Genomic DNA, 19,826 nt, shown 5'->3' with positions numbered 1-19,826 from the left:
GAAACAAAAATAAGGTTATTTTTTTGTTTAACCTGCTGTTTTGGTACCTTTGTAATACAAAAACTCAATTATTTATAATGGAAATAAGCTTAAAAGGCGATAAAGAATTTGATGATGTACCATCAATAAAAACAAAGGCTCTCCGCATAAATTTGAATGAAAACATTTATGGAACCTTCGCCGAAATTGGTGCTGGCCAAGAAACTGTACGGCAATTTTTTAGAGCTGGTGGTGGCTCCGGCACTATAGCCAAAGCCATGTCTGCTTACGACAAGGATTTTAGCGATGCCATTTACGGTGTGGAATCGGATGGCCGCTATGTTACCGAAGCACGCTTATTAAAAATGCTTAACCATGAAATTAATTTAATGGAAAAGCGTTTGCCACGCGATAAACATCCAAATAAATTGTTTTTTTCTTTTGCCAATACAGTGGCTACTATAGATTTTGCTAAAAAATATAAAGGCCATGGCTGGGTTGGTATTAGGTATCAAATAGATGCTGACGACCCTACCTACAACGAAATTTCGCTGCATTTGCGTTTTAAAGAAAATGATGCACGTTTGCAACAAGAAACACTCGGAATTTTAGGTACCAACTTAATTTACGGCGCTTTTTATAAATATAAAGAGCCTAAAAAATTACTGCGCTACTTATACGATCATTTAGACCAAGATCAATTAGAGATTGATACCATTAATTTTTCTGGTCCCGTGTTTAAAAATGTGGACAACCGATTAATGAGTTTGCAACTGGTAAAAAATGGCATGACCGATGCGGTTATGTTTGCTCCCGACGGTAATAATGTGCTACCTGCCAGAATCCTTTACAAAAAGAATATTTTAGCCCTTCGAGGTAGTTTTAGGCCTGTTACAAAGGTGAATATAGACATGTTTCAAAAATCGTACGACATGTTTATAAAAGAAAATAAAGTAGATGTAAACAAAACGCAGGTTGTTTTCGAGATTACATTATCTAATTTACGTGCAGAAGGCGAAATTAACGAACAGGATTTTATGGATCGTGCCAAATTACTTTGCTCATTAGGGCACACGGTTTTAATTTCAAACTTCCAAGAATATTACAGATTGGTAGAATATTTTTCGCAGTATACCAAACTCCGTATGGGATTAGCCATGGGTGTAAATAATTTAGTGGATATTTTTGACGAAAAATATTACCGCCATTTAAGTGGTGGTATTTTAGAGGCCTTTGGTAAATTATTTTTTAAAGACTTACGCGTATACCTATATCCTATGCAGGATGAACATGGCGAACTTACCACTAGCGAGAATTTAAAAGTTCATCCTCGTATGAAAGAGCTTTACAAGTTTTTTAAATACAACGGAAAAGTGGTGGACATTACGGATTACGACAGCAACATTTTAAACGTGTTTTCACGCGATGTTTTGAAAAAAATTGCCAACAATGAAAATAACTGGGAAACCATGCTCCCTGAAGGCGTTTCGAAATTAATAAAAGAAAAGTGTTTATTTGGCTATGCCCCACAAGAGGCTGTAACCGACATTAAAAATAATTAAACCATACCGCTATGATTAGTAAACAGCTTGTTGCTTTCTGCCTTTTTTTTACCACATTTTTTGCCTTAACGCCATTACAGGCACAAACAAAGGTTGCCCAAGGCACCGATTGCACAGGCGATTGCCACTTGGTAGGTAAATTTGATAGAAGGGTTTTAGAAAGCAATGAAACCTACGCTTCTTGGTTTTTGAAAAATTATAATGATTACCAGATAGATGCTACCATTCTAGATACCTTACAAGCATTATCAAAAAACAACATAACGTTTAAAATAATTATGGGTACTTGGTGTAGCGATAGCCAGCGTGATGTACCCCGATTTTCAAAAATTTTAGATACCTTACAAATAAGTAGCGAAGCTATTACCTATTATGCTTTGGATACCAATAAACAATCTGCTGAAAAAATTGAGGAAACTTATAATGTACGTTTTGTACCAACTTTCATAATTTTAGAAAATGGTGTGGAACGCAACCGTATTGTGGAAATGTCTATACAAACTTTGGAAGCCGATTTATTAAATATTTTAACCAGTAACACCTATAAGCACGTTTATGCCGAGTAGTTTTACACTATGAAACCCACCATTCATTATGAACAAATTAAAATTAGTTTTATACACGTTGTTAGTGCTCGCTTTGGTTGTTAATTTTTTAGTAAATGGTTTGCCAGAGAATTTAACGGGTTACCAAAGTATGGGTATTATTGCTATTTTAATTTTGTTGGTTGTTTTAATTGGTTATCAAATTTTAAAAATTAAAAAAAATAAGTCGCATTAACTGTTTTTAAAACGCTCTAAAAAAACATACGTTAAAGCGTTTATATTAGTCTGCTTGTTCCATAAAAAACGAGCCGCATCAAAAAAACAAAAAAGAGTCAAAAAAAATATTTTTTTTGACTCTTTTGCTTTATAAATTCTGGTTATACCAGAAAAGTTAGAATGTACGGTACTAGTATTTACCGAACCAATTTTTTATATTTAATACGTTTTGGCGTTAAATCGCCACCCAATCGTTTTTTCTTATTTTCTTCATATTCGCTAAAACTCCCCTCAAAAAAGTACACTTCACTATTTCCTTCAAAAGCTAAAATATGGGTACAGATTCTATCTAAAAACCAGCGATCGTGACTTATAACTACGGCACAACCAGCAAAATTTTCTAAACCTTCTTCTAGGGCTCGCAGTGTGTTAACATCCAAATCGTTAGTAGGCTCGTCCAATAATAACACGTTTCCTTCCTCTTTCAAGGTCATTGCTAAATGCAAGCGGTTTCGTTCGCCACCCGAAAGTAGTTTTACCTTTTTATTTTGTTCGCCACCAGAAAAATTAAAACGACTTAAATATGCGCGAGAATTAACTTCCTTGCCTCCCATCATAATAAGGTCTTGCTCGTCGCTAAAGTTTTGCCAAATAGTTTTTTCGGGGTCTATATTGGCATGCGACTGGTCCACGTAGGCAATTTTGGCCGTATCGCCCACAAGAAACTCACCTTTATCGGGTTTAATTTCGCCCATTATCATTTTAAAGATGGTTGTTTTACCAGCGCCGTTAGGTCCAATAATACCAACAATGCCCGCTTGTGGCAGATTAAAGTTTAAATTATCGTAAAGTAATTTATCGTCGTAAGCCTTACTAACACCAACAGCCTCTATAACATTGGTTCCCAAACGCGGTCCGTTAGGAATATATATTTCCAGTTTTTCATCCAATTGTTTTTGGTCCTGGCTCATTAACTTATCATAATTTTTTAAACGCGCCTTTTGCTTGGTTTGTCTGCCTTTTGCACCTTGACGCACCCACTCCAATTCGCGTTCTAATGTTTTTTGACGTTTAGAAGCCACTTTATTTTCTTGCGCTAAACGCTTGGATTTTTGATCTAACCAAGAGGAATAATTTCCTTTCCACGGTATGCCTTCACCTCTATCCAATTCCAAAATCCAGCCTGCCACATTATCTAAAAAGTACCTATCGTGGGTAACAGCTATTACGGTTCCTTTATACTGGGCTAAATGTTGCTCTAGCCAATGTACAGATTCAGCGTCCAAATGGTTGGTAGGCTCGTCCAGAAGTAATACATCTGGTTCCTGCAACAGCAAACGGCATAGTGCCACTCGCCTGCGCTCGCCACCAGAAAGAACACCAATTTTTTTAGCACCATCGGGGGTTCTTAAAGCATCCATTGCAATTTCTAGTTTGGTGTCAAGCTCCCAAGCATTTAAGGCATCTATTTTGTCCTGAAGTTCGGCTTGGCGGTTCATAAGCTTCTCCATTTTATCAGGATTAGAGTATACTTCCTCCAAACCAAACATATCGTTTATTTTGTTGTATTCATCCAGAATAGCCACCGTTTCGGCCGCACCCTCTCTTACAACTTCCATAACCGTTTTGTTATCATCCAATTGTGGTTCCTGCTCCAGGTAACCCACAGAATAATCTTGTAAAAAGGTAACATCGCCTTGATAGTTTTTATCCTGTCCGGCAATAATTTTAAGTAAAGTAGATTTACCCGAACCATTAAGACCTAAAATGCCAATTTTAGCGCCATAAAAGAAACTTAAATAAATATTTTTTAACACTGGTGTATTGGCACCCTGAAATGTCTTGGTTAAGCCAGACATGGAGAAAATAACTTTTTTATCGTCGCTCATAATATTTTAGTATTGTAAAGTGTGTGTAAAATGTATTGTGGTTATACTCTACCTTTTAGTGCATTAAAAACCCACGCTACAGAAAAAAAACCAATTCCAACAGCGGCAAATCCCCAACCAGCTACATCATCGTACCGGAATGCGCCCAATGCAATAAGTCCTAATCCTACAAAAATCATAATCCATGTTGCCCATGCTAAAACGGTATTTTTATTCATTGCCATAGTTTATTAAATTAAAAGTTAGCAATCACAAATATCGGTATTTATTATAAAAAAGGAAGTAATTTATTGCTTTTTAATAGCTAATTAACGGGGCTCCAATACTACAAAATAAAAGGCATTAAAGTCAACGGGTTAACAAGTTTAACCGCCACATTAGTAGAGATATTTATAAAAATAAGAAAACGCAAGTACCCGTATTAAGTTTGCAACAAAAAAAAGTCCTGAGACTAATCAGGACTTTTCAAAGTTTAGTTGAGAAGCGCTTCAAACTTCATCTTATTACAATTTATAACACTTAAAGCCTTCGAGTAATCAAGAAGAAATTTTATGGTTTCTTCTTTTGGGTTCACATTAATAGGGGTTTGTTGTTTTTTTGAGTAAAGTTTTGCCATGCAATTTCATATTTATATGGTTTCTACTTTACAAAACGCACCTAGTTAATTAATATTGTGCTAATTAGTTAAAATAATATTATTTTTCTCAATTATTTTTCGCATGTTAATTAAGGCGTAGCGCATACGCCCCAAAGCCGTATTTATACTAACTCCTGTTTTTTCTGAAATTTCTTTAAAGCTCATGTTATTGTACATACGCATTATTAAAACTTCTTTTTGATCGTCTGGGAGTTCTTCTATTAACCGCCTAATATCATGCGCTACTTGGTCTTTTATAATGCTACCTTCGGCATCTAGCGCATTATCGTGCAACACCGAAAAAATATTAAAATCGCCTGTATTACTAAATTTGGGCATTCTATTATTTTTTCTAAAATGATCGATTATTAAATTATGAGCAATACGCATTACCCATGGCAAAAACTTACCCTCTTCGTTGTATTTACCTAATTTTAGCGTTTTAATTACCTTTACAAAAGTATCCTGAAAAATATCGTCGGTAATATCCCGATCGTATACTTTGGAATAAATAAAACTAAAAATACGCTGTTTGTGCCTATTAATTAAAACTTCAATAGCCTGTTCGTTTCCGTGAATATAATTGGTAACCAATGTAGCATCTGCAACAAGATTGTTTTGCATAATCATAACTTTTTTTTGCCGAAACACATCGGCAGTAATTAAAAAAACGTTGTTTAGTAAAGTTATGCTTATAGGCTACTGTTATGATTTTTAGGTTTGTAGAACTCAAATATAACAACAAAACTTCTTAAAAAACAAACTTATTTTAAATTTTTACGAAAAATATTTGCATACTAAACCATTTTCTAATGGCATTTTCTTATAGTATCTTTACAGCCTTAATGAGGCCAAAGCTTATGACTACTAATATTTCTGAAGTTAACCCAAAAGAAAACATTATTATTAAGGGTGCTAAATTGCATAATCTAAAAAATATAGATGTTATTATACCCAGAAACAAACTGGTTGTAATAACAGGCTTATCGGGCTCTGGCAAATCTAGCTTGGCTTTCGATACTTTATATGCCGAAGGACAACGCAGATATGTAGAAAGTCTTTCTAGTTATGCCAGACAATTTTTAGGGCGTTTAAACAAACCAAAAGTAGATTATATTAAAGGCATTTCGCCAGCTATTGCCATAGAACAGAAGGTAAATTCCACCAATCCCCGATCCACGGTTGGTACCACCACAGAAATTTATGACTACCTAAAACTTTTGTTTGCCAGAATTGGTAAAACCTACTCGCCTAAATCAGGCAGAGAGGTAAAAAAAGATACCGTTGCCGACGTACTCAACTATATTAAAGATATGGCAGCTGGAGAAAAACTGTTGTTATTAGCGCCTATACTTTTAGAAGAAGGACGCAGTTTAGCCGATAAACTTAAAGTACTAAACCAGCAAGGTTACGCCCGCGTTAAAATTAAAGACGAGGTTGTAAGAATTGATGAAGCCATAAATACAAAAGAAAAGCCAGAACACGTATTTTTAGTGGTAGATAGGGTTATTACCAAACATGAAGACGATTTTTACAACCGTTTAGCAGATGCTATTGAAACTGCTTTTTTTGAAGGTAAAGGATCTTGTTTCATTGAAAGTTTGTCCAGCAAAGAGCGCATTCATTTTAGTAATAAATTTGAATTGGATGGTTTAAATTTTCTGGAGCCGAATGTGCATTTGTTTAGTTTTAATAATCCTTATGGGGCCTGCCCAAATTGCGAAGGTTATGGCGACGTTATTGGTATAGATGAGGATTTGGTAATCCCTAATACTGGCCTTTCGGTATTCGAAAATGCTATTTTCCCATGGCGCGGCGATTCTATGAGTTGGTATCGAGATCAGTTAGTTAACAATTCGCATAAATTCGATTTCCCTATTCATAAACCCTATTATCAATTAACAGCAAAGCAAAAGCAACTTATTTGGGATGGTAATAAATTTTTTGAAGGCCTAAATAGATTTTTTGCTGAACTGGAGGCCAAAGCTTATAAAATTCAAAACCGCGTAATGTTATCGCGTTATAGAGGCAAAACAAGCTGCAAAATATGCCATGGAAAGCGATTAAGACCAGAGGCTAACTACGTAAAAATAAACGACGCTACCATAACCGATTTAGTGGATATGCCTTTAAACAAACTGGCCACATTTTTTAAAAATTTAACCTTAAATCCCCACGATTCTAAAATTGCAAACCGCTTACTAAAAGAAATTAATAATCGGTTAGGCTTTTTGGATAACGTAGGGCTGGGCTATTTAACACTAAACCGAAAGTCCAATACCTTATCTGGTGGCGAAAGTCAGCGCATTAATTTAGCTACCAGTTTAGGCAGTAGTTTGGTAGGATCTATGTATATTCTGGATGAGCCTAGTATTGGTTTACACCCCAAGGATACCGAACGTTTAATTACGGTATTAAAGGCTTTACGCAATCTGGGTAATACGGTAATTGTAGTTGAACATGACGAGGATATTATGTTGGCAGCAGATACAATTATAGATATTGGACCAGAGGCTGGTACTTTTGGTGGCGAAGTAGTTGCTATAGGTAGTTTTCAGGATATCTTAAAATCCAACTCCCTAACAGCAAACTATTTAAATGGCGACATGGAAATAAAAGTTCCTAAAAAACGACGTCAGTCTAAATATGCTGTTACAGTTATTGGTGCCAAGGAAAACAATCTGAAAAATATAGACGTAACCATTCCTTTGGGAATGCTTACAGTAGTAACAGGTGTTTCTGGGAGTGGGAAAAGTACGCTAATTAAAAAAATTGTGTACCCGGCTTTACAAAAGAAAATTACAGATATGAGTGATAAGCCCGGTCAGTTTTCAGAATTGAAAGGGAACTTTTCTAATGTTCAGCATATTGAATTTGTAGACCAAAATCCTATTGGTCGTTCCTCCAGATCAAACCCGGTTACCTATGTTAAAGCCTACGACGACATTCGCGCACTGTATGCAAGTATGAAGTTAAGTAACATAAGAAACTACCAAGCCAAACATTTTAGTTTTAATGTGGATGGCGGCCGTTGCGAAACCTGCAAAGGTGAAGGCGAAGTTACTATTGAAATGCAGTTTATGGCCGATGTGCACTTAACTTGCGAAACCTGTAACGGCAAGCGTTTTAAAAAGGATGTTCTAGAGGTGTTGTTTGAAGGAAAATCTATTGACGATGTTTTAAACCTGACCATTGATGACGCTATTGCCTTTTTTAGTAAGCACCATCAGAAAAAAATTACCGCTAAATTACAACCATTGCAAGACGTTGGATTGGGTTATGTAACATTAGGTCAAAGCTCCTCTACCCTTTCCGGCGGCGAAGCACAACGTATTAAACTAGCCACATTTTTAGGAAAAGGCAGTAAAAGCAATCAGGCACTTTTTATTTTTGACGAACCTACTACAGGTTTGCATTTTCACGACATACAAAAACTCCTAAAATCGTTTAATGCCTTAATTGAGAAAGGGCATTCTGTTTTGGTAATTGAGCATAATTTAGATTTAATAAAATGTGCCGATTATATAATTGATTTAGGACCTGAAGGAGGCGAAAATGGTGGTTATCTTATTGCTGAAGGTACACCAGAAGAATTAGTTACTAATAAAAAATCGGTTACGGGTAAATATCTAAAAGACAAAATTTAAGCAAACATAAAGGCAAATCCCAGCACAACCATTCCGCTAATTAAAACAACTGGAAAAAAAAGACACATCGTAAGGCTCGCCTTTATATAACTTTTAAAAGCACTTTGCTTGTAAAAGCGTTTCATAGCATGTACAAGATAGAGAAATGTACAAACTACAATAATCCAATCCAACCACCCTGGAATTTGGAATATATAATTTACTATTAAAATAAAACTGAATACTGTGAATAAAAAGGAGAAATAGTAAAAGCTAAACACCAAATGATGTGCATAATTTCTTACGTTTCTGAATACTATGAATAGGATTAGTGCAAACAGTGGCAGTACAAAAAACATAGCTATAGGTAGGGCATCAAAAAACTTCTGAATTAAACCACCCGCTTTTCTGACTTTATAAAATTTTAACCCTTGTTTATAAATTCGGGTTTTTATTATGCCGGCGTCATCTGGTAGCCCCATTTCTTTTAAAATAAGGTGCATTGGCGCATTTATAGCAATTAACGAATCCAGGGTTGCGAATTCATTTTCTGCCGAAAGCGCTGCTGTTTTGGAAATAGTATCTTTAGCTATGGCTGCAACTTGCTCATCTTCTCTGCTAAAACCAGCATTAGCGTCTTCGAAAGTTTTTAATACGTTTGTATTTTCCGTGGAATCTATTCTTGCTTTTTCTGCTGTGGTTTCAACAATCTTTAAATTTTTTAAGTCGTTGGTAGTATATTTTTCTTGTACTTCAGTTCTTTCAAAATTCTGGAGTAAATCTGCATCTACAAGCTCCTTTAAATTGGACACTTTAAAAGAGTTTAAAAAGAAAAACACAATAGCACTAAACAAATACATTTGTGCCGGATGTAGGTACAATAAGCGTTTGCCTTCAATAAATTTTTCAGCTAAAAATCCCGGTTTCAATACGAGTGGAAAAAAACTTTTAAAGAAGCGGGCATCAAAAGAAAAATAGTTGCTAATGGTATTGTAAAATAAAACTTTAAGTGTGAGTTTATCATTTCGTTTTTGACCACAATGCGGACAAAAAGCGAACCTATCATTGAAAAACGAACCACAATTTTTACAAATATAATTGCTGTGAGCCATATTATTTTATTGATGCTTTAAAATTAGAAAAAAGAAAATACTTATTTAAAATTTTACTACACTAGTAATCAGTTGTTTAAAATTTTGGCACGACAATTGGTGTTTTTCTGAAAACAGCGAAAGCCGAAAAGCTAACGAGTAGGCTAAACAAAACATCCTAGTATTATGAAAAAACAAGTCCATTTATTTACAGCTTTGTTAATAGGATTAGCAACTGTTACCGCTAAAAACGAACCCGTTTTAACATTAGCCAACAACGCAAAAACAGCTGAATCATTTTATGCCCAGCCAATCATTTTTATGGAGCGAGGTATAGAATTTATGGTTTTTCCGGATGGTAGTTTCGATTTTAACACACATAGCATAAACCAGTTAGGACATGTTAACTCTGGTTACTATTACAGAAAACCAGCTCCTGTAAGACGTCATTTAACCAATAATACCTATGGGGCTCCAATTCCACGAAGACCAATAACTTATGCGCCGCATCCAAATCATGGTGTTGTTATTACGCACAGCCCTAACGGACAAATACGTCGCATAGGAAACGTGTACATTAATTACACTCGTTTGGGTAAAGTTAAACGTGTGGGAACGGTGTATATGCAATATAATAGAAATGGTATGTTAAGGCAAATTGGCGGTTTACATGTACACTATAACTATTGGGGCCAGCTAGTTAGCACACACGGTATGGTTAAGCCTTTTAATAGGAATTGTACTTTTTGCGGTATTGTTGGCTGCCGTACCAATCACCATCCTAAAACTTACATGCCACATGAGCAAGCTTACACACAGGAAAATGATTTTTACTATTATAAACATAGTGGAAGTAAAAAGGATACGCCTAAATTGGAAAGACCAAAATTAAAACACGGTCGTTAATATGTCGCACCATAAACCAAGCATTTACTTACAAATGCTTGGTTTTTTTATAGTAGTCATAATAAAAAATACTAGACTTACGCTACTTATGTAACCTGTAAAGGCCTAAACTAATACAACAGTTTAATACCTAAACCAGCTTATTAATTTTCTTGAAACCAAATAATTACTTCGTATTACACAAACTTGGCTAGTAGTGCTTTTAGGCGCCAAGTTATATCTTCAGATAAATTAAAATAAATCACAAAACCGCCGTAGAAAAAGGTAATTAAAACAGATTTTAAAGCAATGTTTAACATAGGGTGCCACCAAAAATCCCAAAAATAAAACATTAAAAAGCTAGCTGCAATTAGCGCAATTGTACCTAGTGTCTGTTTTGTAAATGGTTGCATGTGCATTTTAATCATAACAAAAAAGAGCTTGGCTAAATTATATAGCAAAATAGCAAAAAATGTAGCATAAGCCGCACCATTTATACCAAACCTAGGAATAAATATAATATTTAAAACCACAGTTAATACGGTTAAAAAAACACCTAAAACTAAAACCATCCGATAATAATCGCTATTGAAAAGTATGGCATTATTGTTTCCTAAAAAACTGTCTGTTAGTTTAGACAACCCAATTATTAAAACCACCACCAAACCTTGTTTGTAGCTATCGTTTATAATACTATATAATTCGTTTACATTTAAAACGACCAGTAAAAATATAAATCCAGATATTATACACAGGTTTAAGGAGCTTTTTTTATACAATTCTAAAAGTGCTACTTTATTACCACTATTAAGCAATGAGGCCGTTAACGGACTAATTATTTGATGCATAGAACGGCTGGGTACAGCAATTACAGATGCCATATAAATAGCAACACTGTAGTATGCCACATTTTCGATGGCTACATAACGATTAATCATAAACTTATCCAATTCTAAAATAATATTGGCCACAGAACCAGCTACTATAATCAGGCCGCTGTATTTTAACACCGAAGATAAATTGGCAATTTTTCCCACATAAAAGGAAGGAAAACGCAAACTAAAGGCGTACAATTTCATAATCACCACACGAATAACATAAACAGCAGTTAAACTATAAACTAACTGGTCGGTTGTAATAAAATCCACATACAAACACAGGAGTAAAACCATGGTTCCAATACGGTGAAAAACCTCTTTCATGAAGTTTCCAAAAACACTTTGCATTTGCACGCGAGACCATGCGTAAAAAACTTCAAAATAAGCAAATGCAACAGCAGAAATGAAAATTAACCACGTGTAACCTTCAACAATATTATTAGATCCTGCCAGCCATGTGCTTATGGTTTGGTACGAAAAATACCCCAAAAGAAATACGGGTATAATAATAGCCATTGGTAGCAAAAGCATTAGTAACAAAAAACTATTTTGTGACTTACGTGTTTTATAAGAAGAGTAAAACTTAATTAGCGTATTATGCACGCCAAATGCCAAAATAGGCATCATAACATTAGCTGTGGAAAATATATATTGTATCAGGCCAAAATAAGCATCGCTAACAAATTCGGTAAATAAAAACAATACATTAATGGCACCCAACCCAAAACCCAAGTAGGTAATAATGGTATTTTTAATGGACTGATTTGCTACAATTCCCATGTTAATAAATCTGCTAGTTGTTTCGTTAAAGCCTTTCTACTGTATTTTTGTAAGCCAATACCGTAAGTTTGCAATTTGTTGGCTTTAAAGGCCTCAAAATAAGCTAAAATTTGCTTTTTTAGACCCTCATAATGCGCATAATTAAAATAAACTCCTGTGTTGGTTTCTTTCAAAATTGAAGCCACATCGGAACCGTCTGGCCCTATGGCTAATATGGGCCTTTCAGAAACCATATACTCAAACAATTTACCGGGAATAATGCACTTAGTGTCTGCCGAATTTATTTCGAGCAACAACAATACTTGCGATTTTTTTTGAAACACAACTGCCTCTTCATGAGAAACATAGCCATATTCATTTACATAGTTACTTAAACCATAATACGCCAAGGTTTTTAGAATTTCATCGCTAACATACCCAACCAAATTTAGCTGAAAATACGCTCTAAAATCGGCTCTTTCTTGAATAATATCCTGTAAAGCACGCCATAGAATGTCTGGATTTCGTTGCGATAGTAAAGAGCCTATATGCGACACCGTAAACATCGTATCTAATTCTGGTTTTGCCACCGAGGTTACATCATAGCCATTGGTAATAACCGTAATAGGTTGTTTGGTTTTTGCTTCAAACTCCCGTTTAGTTACCTTACTGGTAACCAAAATATGATCTGCTTCTAAAAGAACCTTGCGCTCCATTTTTAGGTGTTTACGCCTAGCAAATTTTGTTAATTTCAATTGCTTATGATAACCTATGGTGGTCCAGGGATCTCTAAAATCTGCTACCCATTTTACCGCTAAAGAGCGTTTTAAAGCCAAACCTATAAGATGCATACTATGCGGTGGCCCTGTAGTAATAACCGTATCAATATGGTTACTTACAATATAGCTTTGTAAATACCTTACCGAGGGTGATACCCAGTTTTTGCGCGCATCCGGAATAAAAAAATTACCTCGTATAAACAATAGTAGTTTTTCGGCAACAGACTGTCTGTTTTTACCCGTTATAATGCCTTTACTTATTGTTTTAGTTTTCTTTTTAAACAGCCAGCCAGCCCATTTATAGGGCTCCGAAATTGGTTGCTTTATTATGGTTACTTGTTTAGAAACCTCTTCTTCTAAACTGGCATCTAAAATGGGATAGCTTGGGTTTTCAGGAACATAAACTATGGGCTCAATGTTAAAATCGGGCAAATATTTAACAAATTTCAACCAACGCTGAACGCCAGGTCCGCCGGCAGGAGGCCAATAGTAGGCAACAATAAGTACCTTTTTCCGCACACTAGTTTGTTTTTTGTTTAAAAAAGAACAGTATGCCACCTACACACAGCAATCCAAAAATTACGGTACTTGCCAAGGCTATAGAACTACCTGTTTCCACTATTGTAGGTTCAAATTTGAATTCAATGGTGTTATTTCCGGCAGGAATAGGCATGGCTCGTAATAAATAATTTACGCGGGTATGTGGCGTTAATTCGCCATTTATATAGGCATTCCATCCATGCGGATAGTAAATTTCAGAGAAAACACCAAAACCAGGCTCACGCGATTCCGATACGTACTTTATATAATTAGGCTGGTAGGTTTCTACAGTAATGGAAGCTGTTTCATCTAAATTAAAAGTCTGATTTTCAATCCCAGGCACCGAAGTTATGGCCACACTTTTTGTGTTTAAACTGTCCAACTTTACAATTTCGGTGTTAGCATCGGGTACACGTACCAGTTCCTTAACAAACCAAGCATTGCCGTTAGCATCTGGATTTGTGTAAGGAAAAATGACACCTTCATCATCCTGTGCTATAATGTATTTTGTATTCAGCATATTTAAAACATTCATATTGTTTTTAGCAATATGGAAATCGTATAGCTCATTGTAGCGCTTTAATTTGGCCGCATGGTAACCCGTAATGGAGTTATGGAAATAGGATGCACGCGCGCCACCAGATGTCACGTCTAACACCCTAAAATGGGTAGTGTCCTTTAGTATCTGATTATCTGCAGCATTAGGTTGAAAAGGTTTATTTACTTTTATAGAGGATACAAAATTATCGGTATTTACATAGCGCCTATTTACCCCCACCAAATCGAATACAATAAGAACGGCAAACATAATGGTTACTACCGTTTTAGTAATTTTTTGCTTCAGATACAAAAATAGTGCGGCAGCTGCTAGTAATACAAATATAAGCGATCTCAAGGTGTCCTGATTAAAGAACATTTTCCTATCGTCCACCAAGGCATTAACAAATTGTAAACCATAATTTTGTCTGAAAAACCCATCGTTAGCACCAGCAAAATTAAACAGTGTATCTTTAAACAGTAAGAAAATAAGTGCCAAACCTCCTAAAATAGCAGTACTGTATTTAAGCGCTTTAAGCTTATTGGCCGCGGTTTCTTTCGCATGAAATATACGTACCAAACCAAAAACTGCTAGTATTGGTATACACAATTCTAAAATTACTTGAATAGAACTTACCGCTCTGAACTTATTATAAAAAGGCACATAATCGATGAAAAAGTCGGTTAAAAAACCTAAATTTTTCCCGTACGAAAGCAACAAGGAAAAAATGGTGCCACCTAGTAACCACCATTTTAACCGTCCTTTTACTAAAAACAATCCTATAACAAACAAAAAAAGCACCACGGCTCCAATATAAGCCGGCGCTTCTACAATGGTTTGGTCGCCCCAGTAAGTAGGCATTTGTTTTGTCTGTTCTAAAGCCTGCAGAGGCGTAGCACCTAAATTTAAAAAATAATTGTATGAGGCTGAATCTGTTCCGACATCCTCGTAACTCCCACCACCTAAAAACCGCGGTATAAACAAATTAAAAGTTTCTAAAATTCCGTAGCTATATTCCGTTATGTAAGCCTTATCTAAACCCGAAGTTATTTCTTTTGGCGTACCGTCCACATTTATGGTTAAATCGCTTTTGCTACGGGTACTTTCCTTGGCGTATTCTTGTGTCGCTAAAATATTGGTTGCATTTAGCCCAATTGCCAAAACAACGGCAAGTAGTAAAATCCCAACCGACTTAAAAAAGTGTGGTAAAATGTGTTTCCGATACGCATCTACCAGATAGGCCACACCCAAAATTAAAACCAAGAACAGTAAATAGTAGGTCATTTGAAAGTGATTAGCTACCAACTCCAAAGCCATGGCAACGGCCGTGAGTAAAAAACCCAATATATAGTATTTTCTAAAAGTTAAAACAATACCGCTTAACACGAGTGGCATATAAGCAATAGCGTGCGCTTTGGCATTATGCCCAACGCCCAAAATAATTATTAAATAGGTTGAAAAACCAAAAGCAAGCGCACCCAAAGCAGCTAATTTATAATCAACTTTTAGTGTAAGTAACAGGATGTAAAACCCAATAAAATAGAGAAATAGATAATCTGCTGGCCTAGGTAAAAACCGAAGGGTTAAATCTAGTTTTTTAATGTAATTGTGTGGGTATTTGGCACCAAGCTGATACGTAGGCATTCCGCCAAAAGCCGAATTTGTCCAATAGGTTTCTTCGTTTGTTTCCGCTTTAAAATCCTTTTGCTGTTTTGCCATACCAATGTATTGCATAATATCGCTTTGGAAAATTTCTTTACCCTGTAACACAGGACTAAAATAAGCTATAGAAATACTAATAAACCCAAGTAATACCAGTAAGTGCGGTAGGATTTTTTTAAATGAAAACTGCATGAAAGTGTCTTATACTATGAAGCCGAAAATTAATCAATTTCTTCGTAATCTACATATTCACCAACGTTTTTATTTGAAGTATTTGTGCGCGGCACTTTATCGATAACGGTTTCGCCTTCTTTTTTTGGTGGCTCTTGTTGGTTGTTACGCTTGTATTGCTGATTAAATTGTTCGCCAAATTTGGCCTCGGCTTTTTTAGCAACATACCGCATTAAGGCAGGCGCAAACAAACGAGAAAGTATTTTTATGCCATACCAAACCAGTAAAATTATTAAAATTGTTTTAATTAAACCTGTAAAAGATGCATATTGAAGCATAGTACCAAATTTTCACAAAAATACAAATCTTACGAGTTAAATTGGCCGTTATTAGCTTAAAAAAAACTAAAAATATCTATATTTGAAATCAAACAGATACTTATGAAATTCATAAAAACCTATTTACTGATAACTTCTTTGTTTGCAAGCTGTTATTCGTTTGCACAATATACAGAAGTCATAAACTCCAACAGGCCTGGCGTTTCCAGTAGTGCCTTTTCTGTGGGCACCAATGTTGTTCAGTTTGAGGTGGGACCATACATTTTAAACGAAAATCATAATTTGTTAAAAAGAGAAGATAAAAGTTTGGGCGTAGATTTTGCAATTCGCTACGGCTTTTTGTTTCCGCAGCTAGAACTTAATGTAGCAGGGACGTTTCAGTCCACTGAACGAGTTTTTACCAATACTTTACAAAACGAGGACAGTTTTAGCAACTTTAAAACCTTAACCATAGGTGCCAAATATTTGGTTTACGATCCCTATAAAAATGCAGAAGACGAAAAACCTAATATTAGAAGCTGGAAAGCCAATAACACCTTTAAATGGAAGCAATTAATTCCTGCAGTGGCTGTTTATGCGGGTGCTAACTTTGACTCCAAAGATAATCCGTTTACCGCTGCTGGGGTTGAAGGTTTTAGTCCAAAGGTTATGCTTGCTACACAAAACAACTTTTCCAGCGGTTGGGTTTTTGTAACTAATTTTATTTTAGATAGAATTGGTACAGATCAATCGGACTTCTCATACATCCTAACCCTAACAAAATCGGTAACAGACCAATGGGTTGTTTTTGGGGAAACACAAGGCATTAGCAGCGATTTTTATGCAGATAATCTAATACGCTTTGGTGGTGCCTATTTATGGAGTAAAAACTTTCAGCTAGACACTGCGTTAACATTTAATACCAAGGACACCCCTACGGTATTTGGCGTTACTATAGGTGCTTCTTACCGATTGGATTTTCATAAAGATAAAGAAGCTAAAGATGGTACTTCTGCCGAAGAAGAACTTGAGCGCCGCCTAAACAAATCGCGCGGAAAATCCAAAAACAAGCGCGAAAAACAAAATACCGATTTTAACGATTAAATACCGTAGTAAACTATATGATACAACTGTACGAAGTTAAAAACAAAAGCGATTTAAAACGTTTTGTAAAATTCCCGTTTTCATTATATCAAGATTCTCAATACTGGGTACCGCCAATTATTTCGGATGAAGTGGCCACCTTAAGTGCCGATAAAAATCCGGCATTTGAACACGCGGAAGCACGCTTCTTTTTAGCCATAAAAAATAATAAAGTTGTAGGCCGGATAGCCGCTATTGTAAATTGGCTAGAAGTAAAAGAACAAGGTGTTAAAAAAATGCGCTTTGGCTGGTTCGATTTTATAGACGATCTAGACGTATCCAAGCAACTCTTAAATAAGGTTGCCGAAATTGGTAAAAGTCACCAGCTTGATTATATGGAAGGCCCTGTAGGTTTTTCTAATTTAGATAAAAATGGCGCCTTAACAGAAGGTTTTGATCATCTGGGCACTATGGCTACTTGGTACAATTACCCTTACTACATAACACATTTTAAAAAATTAGGCTTTACTACTGAAAAAGAATACATTGAAAGTAAATTTTCCTTCGGAAACTTGCCTGTGGAACGCTTTATACGCGCCAACGATATTATTTTAAAACGATTTAATTTAAAGGCTGGAAGTTATAAAAAAGCAAGCGAAATTATACCGCATTTAGATAGTATGTTCGATTTATTTAATCTTTCATATTCCAAATTATCAACTTTTGTTCCGGTTTCTGCCGCACAACGCGAATACTTTAAAAAGAAATTTATAAACTTTATTAATCCCGAATTTATAAAATTTGTCTTCGACGCCAATAATAACATGGTGGCATTTGCCATTGTGCTACCTTCTTTTTCGGAAGCCTTACAAGAAACTAAAGGCAAATTATTTCCGTTTGGATTTTTAAAATTATTACGAGCAAAAAAACAATCGGATACCGCGCTATTTTACTTAATTGGTGTGGATCCGCATTACCAAAATAAAGGCGTAACCGCTATTATTTTTAAAGAAATGCACGAAGCTTTTTTATCTCATAATATTAAAACATGTTTGCGTTTACCGGAATTAGCAGACAATGTGGCTTCGCATCAAATTTGGAAAGATTTTAACGCCAAAATTATTAAACGCCGGGAAACATTTAAAAAAATGTTATAGTAATCTAGCGGCGCTACGTTTACAAGTAATATCCAAAAATATTTTGTAATAGCTAATATGTGGTTTTCGGCTTATTTGCAAGGCTAAATATGGTTGTTAGCTAGAAGTTGTTAAAAATGAAATGGCCTTAAAAATACCTATAAAAAAAGCCGATTGTTATAATCGGCTTTCGTTTTATATGCTATTTCTACTGAAATTATTTTTCCATAGCAGCCGTTACTGCAGCCGATAAACGCTTATACGTACCGTTTTCTAAACGGGTACGGATGGCATCAAAAGCTTCCAAGGTAATTTCAACATCTTCCAAAGTATGTGTTGCAGTAGGTATCATTCGCAACAAAATGAGCCCTTTAGGAATAACCGGGTATACAACAATAGAGCAAAATATACCGTAATTTTCACGAAGGTCCTTTACCAATGCCATAGCCTCTGGAATACTTCCTTTTAAATAAACAGGTGTTACACAGCTTTGTGTTGTACCTATATCAAAACCACGTTCTTTTAAACCAGACTGTAAGGCATTAACAATTTTCCATAAATTTTGTTTAAGCTCCGGCATGGTACGCAACATATCCAAACGTTTTAAAGCACCAACCACCAACTGCGATTGCAGCGATTTAGCAAACATTTGCGAGCGTAAATTATATTTTAAATAATCTATAATTTCCTGATCGGCTGCAATAAACGCACCTGTACTTGCCATAGATTTAGCAAAGGTAGCAAAGTAAACGTCTATTTCGTCTTGAACACCTTGCTCCTCACCTGCTCCCGCGCCAGTTGCTCCCAAAGTTCCAAAACCGTGCGCATCATCTACAAAAAATCGGAAATTATATTTTTTCTTTAATGCGGCAATTTCTTTTAACCGCCCTTGCTCACCACGCATACCAAACACACCTTCGGAAATAACTAATATACCACCACCTGTTTGTTCGGCCATTTTTGTGGCGCGCTCCAGATTTTTTTCTAAACTTTCTACATCGTTGTGTTTGTAGGTAAACCGTTTACCCATATGCAAACGAACGCCATCTATAATACAGGCGTGGGCATCCACATCGTACACAATAATATCGTCTTTAGCTACTAGGGCATCTATGGTAGAAACCATACCTTGATAACCAAAGTTAAGCAAGTAACTGGCCTCTTTTTTTACAAAAGCAGCAAGTTCATTTTGCAGTCTTTCGTGAAGGTCTGTATGTCCAGACATCATTCTAGCTCCCATAGGATAAGCAGAACCATAAGTAGCACCTGCCTCCGCATCTACTTTACGAACTTCAGGATGATTGGCTAAACCTAAATAATCGTTTATACTCCAGGTAATAACTTCTTTTCCCTGAAATTTCATCCGGTTCGAGATTTCGCCTTCTAATTTAGGAAACACAAAATAGCCTTCGGCATGGGAAGCCCATTTTCCTAAAGGTCCTTTATCTCTATATATTTTATCAAATAAATCTCTCATAAAGTAATATACTGGTTAGTTGTTGCAAAATTAAATATTTAAAATTTTACAACATA

General features: G+C 35.7%; 16 protein-coding genes. 7 read left to right on the top strand and 9 right to left on the bottom strand.

Translation table 11 applies throughout. The features are described 5' to 3' along the window. Positions 1-77: 77 nt before the first annotated feature. The 3 genes from ACFSQP_RS03155 to ACFSQP_RS03145 are packed head-to-tail and all read left to right on the top strand — an operon-like array spanning position 78 to position 2,321. Positions 78-1,541: a TonB-dependent receptor gene (locus ACFSQP_RS03155; RefSeq protein WP_376891701.1), complete on the top strand. Its 1,464-nt coding sequence runs from the start codon at positions 78-80 to the stop codon at positions 1,539-1,541. An 11-nt stretch (positions 1,542-1,552) separates the two neighbouring features. Then, positions 1,553-2,107 carry a thioredoxin family protein gene (locus tag ACFSQP_RS03150; protein ID WP_376891700.1) on the top strand — a complete coding sequence of 185 codons (555 nt, stop codon included), beginning with the start codon at positions 1,553-1,555 and terminating at the stop codon, positions 2,105-2,107. A gap of 28 nt (positions 2,108-2,135) precedes the next feature. Further along, positions 2,136-2,321 carry a hypothetical protein gene (locus ACFSQP_RS03145; protein WP_376891699.1) on the top strand — a complete coding sequence of 62 codons (186 nt, stop codon included), beginning with the start codon at positions 2,136-2,138 and terminating at the stop codon, positions 2,319-2,321. 178 nt (positions 2,322-2,499) lie between these two features. Here the strand turns inward: ACFSQP_RS03145 and ettA are convergent, their stop codons facing one another. The 3 genes from ettA to ACFSQP_RS03130 form a co-directional block, all read right to left on the bottom strand. Then, positions 2,500-4,191 carry an energy-dependent translational throttle protein EttA gene (ettA, locus tag ACFSQP_RS03140; RefSeq protein WP_376891697.1) on the bottom strand — a complete coding sequence of 564 codons (1,692 nt, stop codon included), beginning with the start codon at positions 4,189-4,191 and terminating at the stop codon, positions 2,500-2,502. 41 nt (positions 4,192-4,232) lie between these two features. Continuing rightward, positions 4,233-4,415 carry a CAL67264 family membrane protein gene (locus ACFSQP_RS03135; RefSeq protein WP_376891695.1) on the bottom strand — a complete coding sequence of 61 codons (183 nt, stop codon included), beginning with the start codon at positions 4,413-4,415 and terminating at the stop codon, positions 4,233-4,235. Positions 4,416-4,867: 452 nt separating this feature from the next. Continuing rightward, on the bottom strand, positions 4,868-5,452 hold the full coding sequence (locus tag ACFSQP_RS03130) for an RNA polymerase sigma factor (protein ID WP_376891694.1): 585 nt from the start codon (positions 5,450-5,452) through the stop codon (positions 4,868-4,870). Between the two features lie 236 nt (positions 5,453-5,688). Between ACFSQP_RS03130 and uvrA the strand changes: the two genes are divergently transcribed. Beyond that, positions 5,689-8,475, top strand: a complete 2,787-nt coding sequence (gene uvrA / locus ACFSQP_RS03125) for an excinuclease ABC subunit UvrA (protein WP_376892114.1) — start codon at positions 5,689-5,691, stop codon at positions 8,473-8,475. On the opposite strand, the gene ACFSQP_RS03120 is transcribed toward uvrA, so the two are convergent. Beyond that, positions 8,472-9,566: a DUF3667 domain-containing protein gene (locus ACFSQP_RS03120; protein ID WP_376891692.1), complete on the bottom strand. Its 1,095-nt coding sequence runs from the start codon at positions 9,564-9,566 to the stop codon at positions 8,472-8,474. The genes uvrA and ACFSQP_RS03120 overlap by 4 nt on opposite strands. A 165-nt stretch (positions 9,567-9,731) precedes the next feature. On the opposite strand from ACFSQP_RS03120, the gene ACFSQP_RS03115 reads away from it, so the two are divergent. Then, entirely contained in the window at positions 9,732-10,451 is a 720-nt protein-coding gene (locus ACFSQP_RS03115) for a hypothetical protein (RefSeq protein WP_376891691.1), read from the top strand. Positions 10,452-10,627: 176 nt separating this feature from the next. On the opposite strand, the gene ACFSQP_RS03110 is transcribed toward ACFSQP_RS03115, so the two are convergent. The 4 genes from ACFSQP_RS03110 to ACFSQP_RS03095 are packed head-to-tail and all read right to left on the bottom strand — an operon-like array spanning position 10,628 to position 16,095. Then, positions 10,628-12,088: a lipopolysaccharide biosynthesis protein gene (locus ACFSQP_RS03110; protein WP_376891690.1), complete on the bottom strand. Its 1,461-nt coding sequence runs from the start codon at positions 12,086-12,088 to the stop codon at positions 10,628-10,630. Further along, positions 12,076-13,365 carry a glycosyltransferase family 4 protein gene (locus tag ACFSQP_RS03105; RefSeq protein WP_376891689.1) on the bottom strand — a complete coding sequence of 430 codons (1,290 nt, stop codon included), beginning with the start codon at positions 13,363-13,365 and terminating at the stop codon, positions 12,076-12,078. The genes ACFSQP_RS03110 and ACFSQP_RS03105 overlap by 13 nt, the downstream gene beginning before the upstream one ends. Position 13,366: 1 nt before the next feature. Further along, positions 13,367-15,778, bottom strand: a complete 2,412-nt coding sequence (locus ACFSQP_RS03100; protein WP_376891687.1) for a YfhO family protein — start codon at positions 15,776-15,778, stop codon at positions 13,367-13,369. 29 nt (positions 15,779-15,807) lie between these two features. Further along, on the bottom strand, positions 15,808-16,095 hold the full coding sequence (locus ACFSQP_RS03095) for a DUF4834 family protein (protein ID WP_376891686.1): 288 nt from the start codon (positions 16,093-16,095) through the stop codon (positions 15,808-15,810). A 102-nt stretch (positions 16,096-16,197) separates the two neighbouring features. Between ACFSQP_RS03095 and ACFSQP_RS03090 the strand changes: the two genes are divergently transcribed. Next, complete coding sequence (locus ACFSQP_RS03090; RefSeq protein ID WP_376891685.1) at positions 16,198-17,178, top strand: transporter; 981 nt, start codon at positions 16,198-16,200, stop codon at positions 17,176-17,178. Between the two features lie 17 nt (positions 17,179-17,195). Further along, positions 17,196-18,314: a GTP cyclohydrolase gene (locus ACFSQP_RS03085; RefSeq protein WP_376891683.1), complete on the top strand. Its 1,119-nt coding sequence runs from the start codon at positions 17,196-17,198 to the stop codon at positions 18,312-18,314. A 196-nt stretch (positions 18,315-18,510) separates the two neighbouring features. On the opposite strand, the gene ACFSQP_RS03080 is transcribed toward ACFSQP_RS03085, so the two are convergent. Further along, positions 18,511-19,770, bottom strand: coding sequence for an aminotransferase class I/II-fold pyridoxal phosphate-dependent enzyme (locus ACFSQP_RS03080; protein ID WP_376891682.1), 1,260 nt, complete (start codon positions 19,768-19,770; stop codon positions 18,511-18,513). Between the last annotated feature and the right edge of the window lie 56 nt (positions 19,771-19,826).

Source organism: Bizionia sediminis (assembly GCF_042684585.1).
GTDB lineage: Bacteria > Bacteroidota > Bacteroidia > Flavobacteriales > Flavobacteriaceae > Algorimicrobium > Algorimicrobium sediminis.
Note: the sequence above shows the minus strand (reverse complement) of the source record. Positions and strands in the feature narration are given on the sequence as shown.